Origin of the sequence: Mesorhizobium sp. M7A.F.Ca.ET.027.03.2.1 (assembly GCF_003999175.1) — a bacterium.
Taxonomy (GTDB): Bacteria; Pseudomonadota; Alphaproteobacteria; order Rhizobiales; family Rhizobiaceae; genus Mesorhizobium.
On record NZ_RZOM01000247.1, the window covers coordinates 1 to 6,541 of the forward strand.

Sequence of the window (6,541 nt, forward strand, 5' to 3'; positions counted from 1 at the left end):
TATTTTGTATACAATTTTGAGTGTAGACTAGCGATCGATGTTGTCAACACCGCCGGCGCGCTCGAAATGTACGCTTCGTGCCGGACCAGGTTGGTGAGGGGACGGCTTCACCGGAGGCGTGGCAAATTGCGCCGACTGCGGCTACAGCTATGCGTGTTCCGGCTGAAAGGCCGGAGAAGTGGGAAGGGAAGCTTGGCCAAGGAAACCAAAAATACGCTGCGCGACTCGGTCTACTCCGCGCTGAAGGCGATGATCGTGACCGGCCAGATCCCGCCGGGCTCCCGCGTCACCGAAAACGACATCGCGGCGAAGCTGACGGTCAGCCGAACCCCGGTGCGCGAGGCTTTCAATCGCCTCGAGCGTGACGGGCTGGTCACCGGCCGGCCGCGCCAGGGCTATGTCGTCACCGAGTTCGACATCAACATGTTCCGCGAGGCCTTCGAGATCCGCGAACTGCTCGACGGCCATGCGACGGAACTTGCGGCAACGGCGGCGACGGAACAGGACAAGGCGCGGCTGCGCGCCATGCTGGCCGAATGCGAACGGCTGGCAGCCATTCCGGAACGCACGAACCGGGAAAAATTCCAGGAACTGGAAGTCGGCATCGACCTGCACCGCGTCATCGCCGAAATCAGCGGCAACGTGATGCTGCACAACATGCTGTGCGGCATTCTCGACAAGTGCCAGCACTACGTCTGGACCGAACTGTTGTGGCTGGACGAATGGAAGATCGCCCGCGACGAGCACGCCGAGATCGTCGATGCCATCTGCGCCGGCGACGCCGCCCGAGCCGGCACGCTGGCACGCGCCCATGTGCGCGGCTCGCGAGACAATGTGCTGCGCCTGCTGCAGGCCAAGTCGGATTATCGGAATTTTCTGGCGAAGGCGTCTTGATACAGGTGGCCTTCCTGGCATTCCGCATCGCTGCACAAGAGGGCAACAAATGGCGGTGTGATCGCCGGTTCTCACTTCACCTTTTGCCGAAACTTGGAATGGCAGCTTGAGCAATCCTGGAGGATAAGGTGCAGAAGATGCTCCGCCGGCAATCCGGCCGGATCCGCCTCCGTTGTCTTCAGCCGCTTGCCGAGCAGACTGCCCCCGTCCATTGACGTCATCGCGCCCATGCGCATGTCCGAGGTGATCCGGGCAGGCGCGGTTTCGGCCTTGGCTGCCAATGCATCGGCGAGTTCGCCAATGTGACTGGCGAGCGCCTCGAACTCCGGCCGCGCCTGATCGATTTCCGCTTTGGCGCCCGACGGCGCGCCCAGCGTGCCCGCCGGGAATTCAGCCATCAGGGCGGGTCCGGTACGGGCGCTGAGCGCCTCCGCCGCCGCCTTGAAGCTGGCGGCGTCGTAGGCGCGCTTGCCGCCGAACATCTCGGCGATGGTTTTCGCTGCCGCCGCCATAACCTTCATCGAGGCCTGGCGTGCGGCCACGATCTCATCACTGGAGGCGACCGCCTGCGGCGAGGAGAGGCTCAGCGAACCGGCCAGCGCCAGCACCACCGCTCCGAACGCGATGCCGAACTTCATGCCATGACATCGAGCACGCCCATCATGCCGAGCTGCTCGTGCTCGAGGATGTGGCAGTGATACATGCGCTGCCCCGGCCTATCCTGGCGCAGCAGGAGCCGCACCGTCTCGCCGCGGGCGACGTTCACCGTGTCCTTCCATGCGAGATAGGGCGGCTTGGACACCGCGCCGTCGCGCTCATGTTCGACGACCTGGAATTGAGTACCGTGGACGTGAAAGGGATGGTCCATGTCGGCCTCGTTGACTATCTCCCAGAGCTCGATCTCGCCGGCCCTGGCGACGAAGTCGACGCGTTCCATGTCGAAGGCCTTGCCGTTGATCAGGAAACCCATCTCCATGCCGGTGGGTTTCATCGCCATGGTCTCCGTTAAAACGAGCCGCCGGGTGAGGACAGGGTCAGCGAACGGTGCGATCGACCGCAGCCGCGCCGGCAGCTGCGGCACCGCCTCGGCTTCGCTCTCCGAGACATCGACCGTCAGCAGCGTCAGCCCCGCATCGGCCGGGCGGCCGGGACCCATCCAGCCACGGTCGTAGCCGAGCGTATCGAGGGTGATGGGGCCGGGCCTGTCGAAGGATGCGACCAACTCGAGGCGTTCGCCCGGGCTGAGCAGGATCTCGTCCGCCGCCACCGGCGCCGCGAGCAGCCCGCCATCCGTTCCGATGACTGTTATCGTCGCGCCGTCGAAGGCAAGCTTCAGGAACCGTGCGTTGGTGGCGTTGTAGAGGCGCAGGCGTCGCTTGGCGCCCTTTGCCACCGAGAGCCTGGGATTCTTCTGGCCATTGACCAGCACGTGGTCGCCAATGCGGCCGTTCATCAGATCGCTCATGCTGTTGCTCGGTATCGAGCCATCGGCGGCAAGTCTGAGGTCGGTGAACACCAGCACCGTGTCGCCATATTCGGCCGGGATGGGATCGGCCTTGGCCTTGACGACGAAGGCGCCGGCAAGACCCCGATAGACCTGCTCTGCCGTCTTGCCGTGCGGGTGCGGGTGGTACCAATAGGAGCCTGCGGAGCCTTCCGGCAGCTCGAAGGCATAAACGCGCTCGGTGCCCGCCGCAACCGGATCCATCGGACTGCCGTCCTGGTCGGCGGGCACCGGCATGCCGTGCCAGTGGATGGTGCTCACCTCGTTATCGATGCGGTTGGCAAATGTGATCTCGACGCGGTCGCCTTCGAAGGCCTCGATCAGCGGCCCCGGGCTGATGCCATTATAGGCGAGGATCGGTGTGTCGCGCCCCTCGGCGAACCTCGCAATGGCCGGTTCCGCGGTCAGCCTCGCCCTGAGCAGGCCCGGCCGGTCGGCTTCGTTGGCAAGCACTTGCAGGGCGCGCAACGCCTGGCCTTCGGGCAGGGTGACCGCGTCTTGCACCATCGCGGCCATGTCGTGCCCGGCATGGCCGCCCATGCCGGGCATCGACATATCGTCCATCTTCGTCTGCGCCAGCGCACGCGGGCTCGCCAGAACCGTCGCCAGGCTTGCCGTCAGAAATCCGCGTCGATGCATTTCTCCACTCCTTGCTCTCGATGAAAGGCCCGCCGGAAGACCTCGCGTGACCCTAAGGGTTCCAGCAGCTGGAAGGTCAAGTGAGATCGAGCAGTCGACGGTGACGATAGAAGCTGCCCTGGCGCACGATGTAGTGAGAGCACGGACCCGCTGTCCGATCATGAACACCGGTCGTTCCGGCGAAGTCGCAGAGTTCTCAGCCCTTGCGCTCCTGAAGGCTGTTGCCGCCGTCGACCACCAGCAGCGCGCCATTGACATAGCTGGCGCCTTCCGAGGCCAGGAATACCACCGCGGCGGCCACCTCATCCGGCCGCCCGGCCCGCGCTGGCGGCGTATGTAGGGCGGCTTGCCGCTCCATCTCGCTCGACGAGCCCGTTTCGATCCAGCCGGGAGCCACGGCATTGGCTGTGATGCCGCTTTTGGCCACTTCGAGCGCCAGTGTCCGCGTCAGGCCGACCATGCCGGCCTTGGCGGCGGAATAAGCGGCCGTGCCTTCAAAAGATACCAGCGGGCCGGTGACCGACGCCACATTGACGATGCGCCCGTAGCCCGCTTCGACCATCGCCGGCAGAAAGGCCTTCGTGACGAGGAATGCCGTCTTCAAGCTAACGTCGATCCCCTGATCCCAGTCGGCCTCGGTCATGGCGAGAAACGCCTTGTCGACCGATGGCGATGCCAGCGAGCCCATGCCGGCATTGTTGACCAGGATGTCGACGGCGCCGACTTCAGCCCGCAGCCGCGCGACATCAGCTGCCATGGTGAGATCGGCGACCACGGCCTTGGCATCGATGCCTTCTGCACGGAGCCCAACGGCGCGATCGAGCACACGCGCACTGGCACCGGTGAGAAAAACGGCATGGTCGGCATAGCCGAGCTGCCGGGCAATGGCAAAGCCGATGCCGTCGGCCGCGCCCGCGCCGGTGATAAGTGCGCGTTTGATGCGGGTATGGGGAATGGTCAAATCAGGCTCCGCTGGTTTCCGCCTTGTCGCGGTCTTACCACGCAGATTGGACGACGGCGCTGCGAAGATTTGCTCTGCAGCATTCTGCGCCGCTTTGCCGAGCTTCGTCCTGGTGACCCGCGTAGGCGCCGCCCGAATGCTTAGTCCATTGCGTGGCCGGTGTTGACCAGCCATCCTGCCACCGCCGTGCAGTCGCAGGCCGTGACTCGTTCCCGCCGTTCGGGTTGGAGCCCGCCATGACGCAAGTTGACACGCAACCGGACCCTATGCGCCCAATGTCATCCTCGATAGGTCACTTCCATGGCAGTCCTGCTGCGCTGAGGCGTGACCACAGGTTATTTCTAAACTCCGGACCGCGCGCTTGCTGCAATCGATCGACATACTCGCCGGTCAACCTGGGCGACTCGCGCGAGACGAACGACACGTCCTTCCGCGCAGACTCGAGATCGCCCATCCCCATGTATGATGCAACCCGCAGGAGCCGTGCCCAGTGGTATTCAGGCAGGACCATCAGAAATCGATCAAACGAGGCAGTCGCGGCGTTATAGTTCCCGCCGGCGTATTCGGCATCGCCCCTGAACAGAAAGATCGGATGATAATTCGGACTGAGAAGGTCGGCCCGCGCGAAAGCTGCCTGTGCACCTTCGAGATCTCCGGCGTAAGTTAGCCCAATTCCCAGCCAGGTACGACACTCTGCATCGTTCGGATTGAGTGCGATGGCCCGCCACAGGCAGCCAAGGCCCGTCTGCAAGTTTCCGAGATAAGTCTCGGCCAATCCGAGAGCACTGTGCAGAGATGCTTCCCGGTCATGGCCACAAAGTCCGGCCCGAGCCTCATCACCAGCCCGGCGAAAGGCCTCGATGGGTTCAATGGACCATCCGTTGAAGCAGGAGTGGAAATCGACCCAGGCAAGAGTCTCCCTTATCAATGCATGCTCTGGCTCGGCGGCGAGGAGCCTTTCACAGAGACGCCGCGCTACGACCATGCCTTTCGCCGTCGGCCGTTCGACGTGGTAAAACGCCTTCAGATAGAGCTTGTGGTGCTGAATTGCTTCCTCGAGGGCGGGCGGGCCTGCCGCGTGCTTCATCAACACCTGGAAGAGATTTCCGCTGATCACGCCTGTCAATTCGTCATGCGATGACGTCTGGGCGAGATCATATCTTGCGCTCCAGACCTCGACTTCCTCCTCGGCGTCCACGAGATGCGCGAAGGCGTGCATGGCTTTGTCTTGGCTATGGACCGCGACCTCCAGGACATAGTTGGCTCCCGTGGTCCTGCCGATTTCCTTGACAGTGAGATGCCGCTTCGCGAGCGCGAACATTGTGGCCGCTGCGACGATTCCGATCTGGGAGAAGCGTCCGAGCTCTGCGGTCAACGCGCGCGTCAATGCATCCGCATCGGTCCTTGTTTTGCCGAACTGACCCTTGACCGGCATCACCGCCAGCCGCGGTTTTTCGCTTTGATGGGGTGACAGCCCGCCTGGCCGGGCGCCGGAAGCGCCGGCAAAGTACGCCGCGAGCCCGATCTTGGTCCGCACCCCAAGTTTTCCGTAGATGGTCGCAAGGTGAGTGCGAACAGTGGCCGGAGCAATGAAAAGCGCCTTGCCGATCTCCCGATAGGTCAGGCCGGCGGCGAATTTTTCCGCGACCTCGCGCTCACGACCCGACAAAGCGACAAGCGTTTGAGCTTTCGAAGCGCCGAGCACCATTGTGGACCCCCGTCCTTGGAAACCCCTCCGTAGCCGAAGAATGCTACAGAAGAATGCTACAAATGCACTAGGCCGAATACCGCATCTGCCCGATTCCGCCGCAGGCTCGCACGGCGCAAGCTTCCCTAACGGCAACAAACAATCGGCTAAGGGGGTTCCATGCGTCCTGTATCCATAGTGCTGGCATGCACGGCCTTGGGCTATTCCGCCCAACCGTCACCTTCTTTCGCAAGCGGGTGCCGACAGTTGCTGGAATCAAACGTGAAAATCGCCAGCATGCATGCCTATGCCAGCATCTTGGCCAATGCTGCCAGCAACGGCTGGAACTACACGCCTGAATCGATCGTCAGCGGCTCGAAGCGTCACTTCGAGGAGATGAGTCTCCAGTTGATCGCAGCCGGTTATGAGATTGTCCCCGCCAACGCTCACCCGCACTGCGCCAATCTGAACAGGGCGGGAGACGACGAGAGCACGATGACGACCGAGCCGATCACCGAAGCAAGCCCGATCGACCGCGGCCTGATCTAAGCTGGTCTCACCGCGCGCCACATACACCAGCTTTTGTCGAAACATCGATATGTCGAAGGTGCGGGCCAACTGTCTGCTGCTCGGATCGAGATGATCCAGCACGTCTTCTGCGTGCGCTGCCTGATCGCGGGGTTCGTTATCAATGATCATGCATGACCTTCCCGATGCCGCCGGAGAGCCGGGCGACACTTCAGGCCTGTCGCGTTTCGCCGCGGCAATCCGTTCACGCATGGTAGGTCCCGGAGGATATTACAATCTCGGCAATGGGCTCGGGCTGGCGACGGGCGTCATGGTCCAGATCGTTGAC

6 protein-coding genes are annotated in these 6,541 nt (G+C 63.0%); 2 read left to right on the forward strand and 4 right to left on the reverse strand.

The features are described from left to right. Positions 1-192: 192 nt before the first annotated feature. Positions 193-894: a GntR family transcriptional regulator gene (locus tag EN750_RS13205; protein ID WP_127268040.1), complete on the forward strand. Its 702-nt coding sequence runs from the start codon at positions 193-195 to the stop codon at positions 892-894. 71 nt (positions 895-965) lie between these two features. Here the strand turns inward: EN750_RS13205 and EN750_RS13210 are convergent, their stop codons facing one another. The 4 genes from EN750_RS13210 to EN750_RS13225 form a co-directional block, all read right to left on the reverse strand. After that, positions 966-1,502 (reverse strand): cytochrome c, encoded by a 537-nt coding sequence (locus tag EN750_RS13210; protein WP_245481819.1) that lies wholly within the window; start codon positions 1,500-1,502, stop codon positions 966-968. A gap of 26 nt (positions 1,503-1,528) precedes the next feature. Next, the gene (locus EN750_RS13215; RefSeq protein ID WP_127396676.1) at positions 1,529-3,037 is read right to left on the reverse strand and encodes a multicopper oxidase family protein; all 1,509 of its coding nucleotides are present in this window, start codon (positions 3,035-3,037) and stop codon (positions 1,529-1,531) included. A gap of 196 nt (positions 3,038-3,233) precedes the next feature. After that, positions 3,234-3,998 (reverse strand): SDR family NAD(P)-dependent oxidoreductase, encoded by a 765-nt coding sequence (locus EN750_RS13220; protein WP_245481818.1) that lies wholly within the window; start codon positions 3,996-3,998, stop codon positions 3,234-3,236. 292 nt (positions 3,999-4,290) lie between these two features. Continuing rightward, positions 4,291-5,706, reverse strand: coding sequence for a LuxR C-terminal-related transcriptional regulator (locus EN750_RS13225; protein WP_127396677.1), 1,416 nt, complete (start codon positions 5,704-5,706; stop codon positions 4,291-4,293). Between the two features lie 276 nt (positions 5,707-5,982). Here EN750_RS13225 and EN750_RS13230 point away from each other — a divergent pair, with 276 nt between their 5' ends. Beyond that, positions 5,983-6,234, forward strand: coding sequence for a hypothetical protein (locus EN750_RS13230; RefSeq protein ID WP_189526181.1), 252 nt, complete (start codon positions 5,983-5,985; stop codon positions 6,232-6,234). Positions 6,235-6,541: the final 307 nt, after the last annotated feature.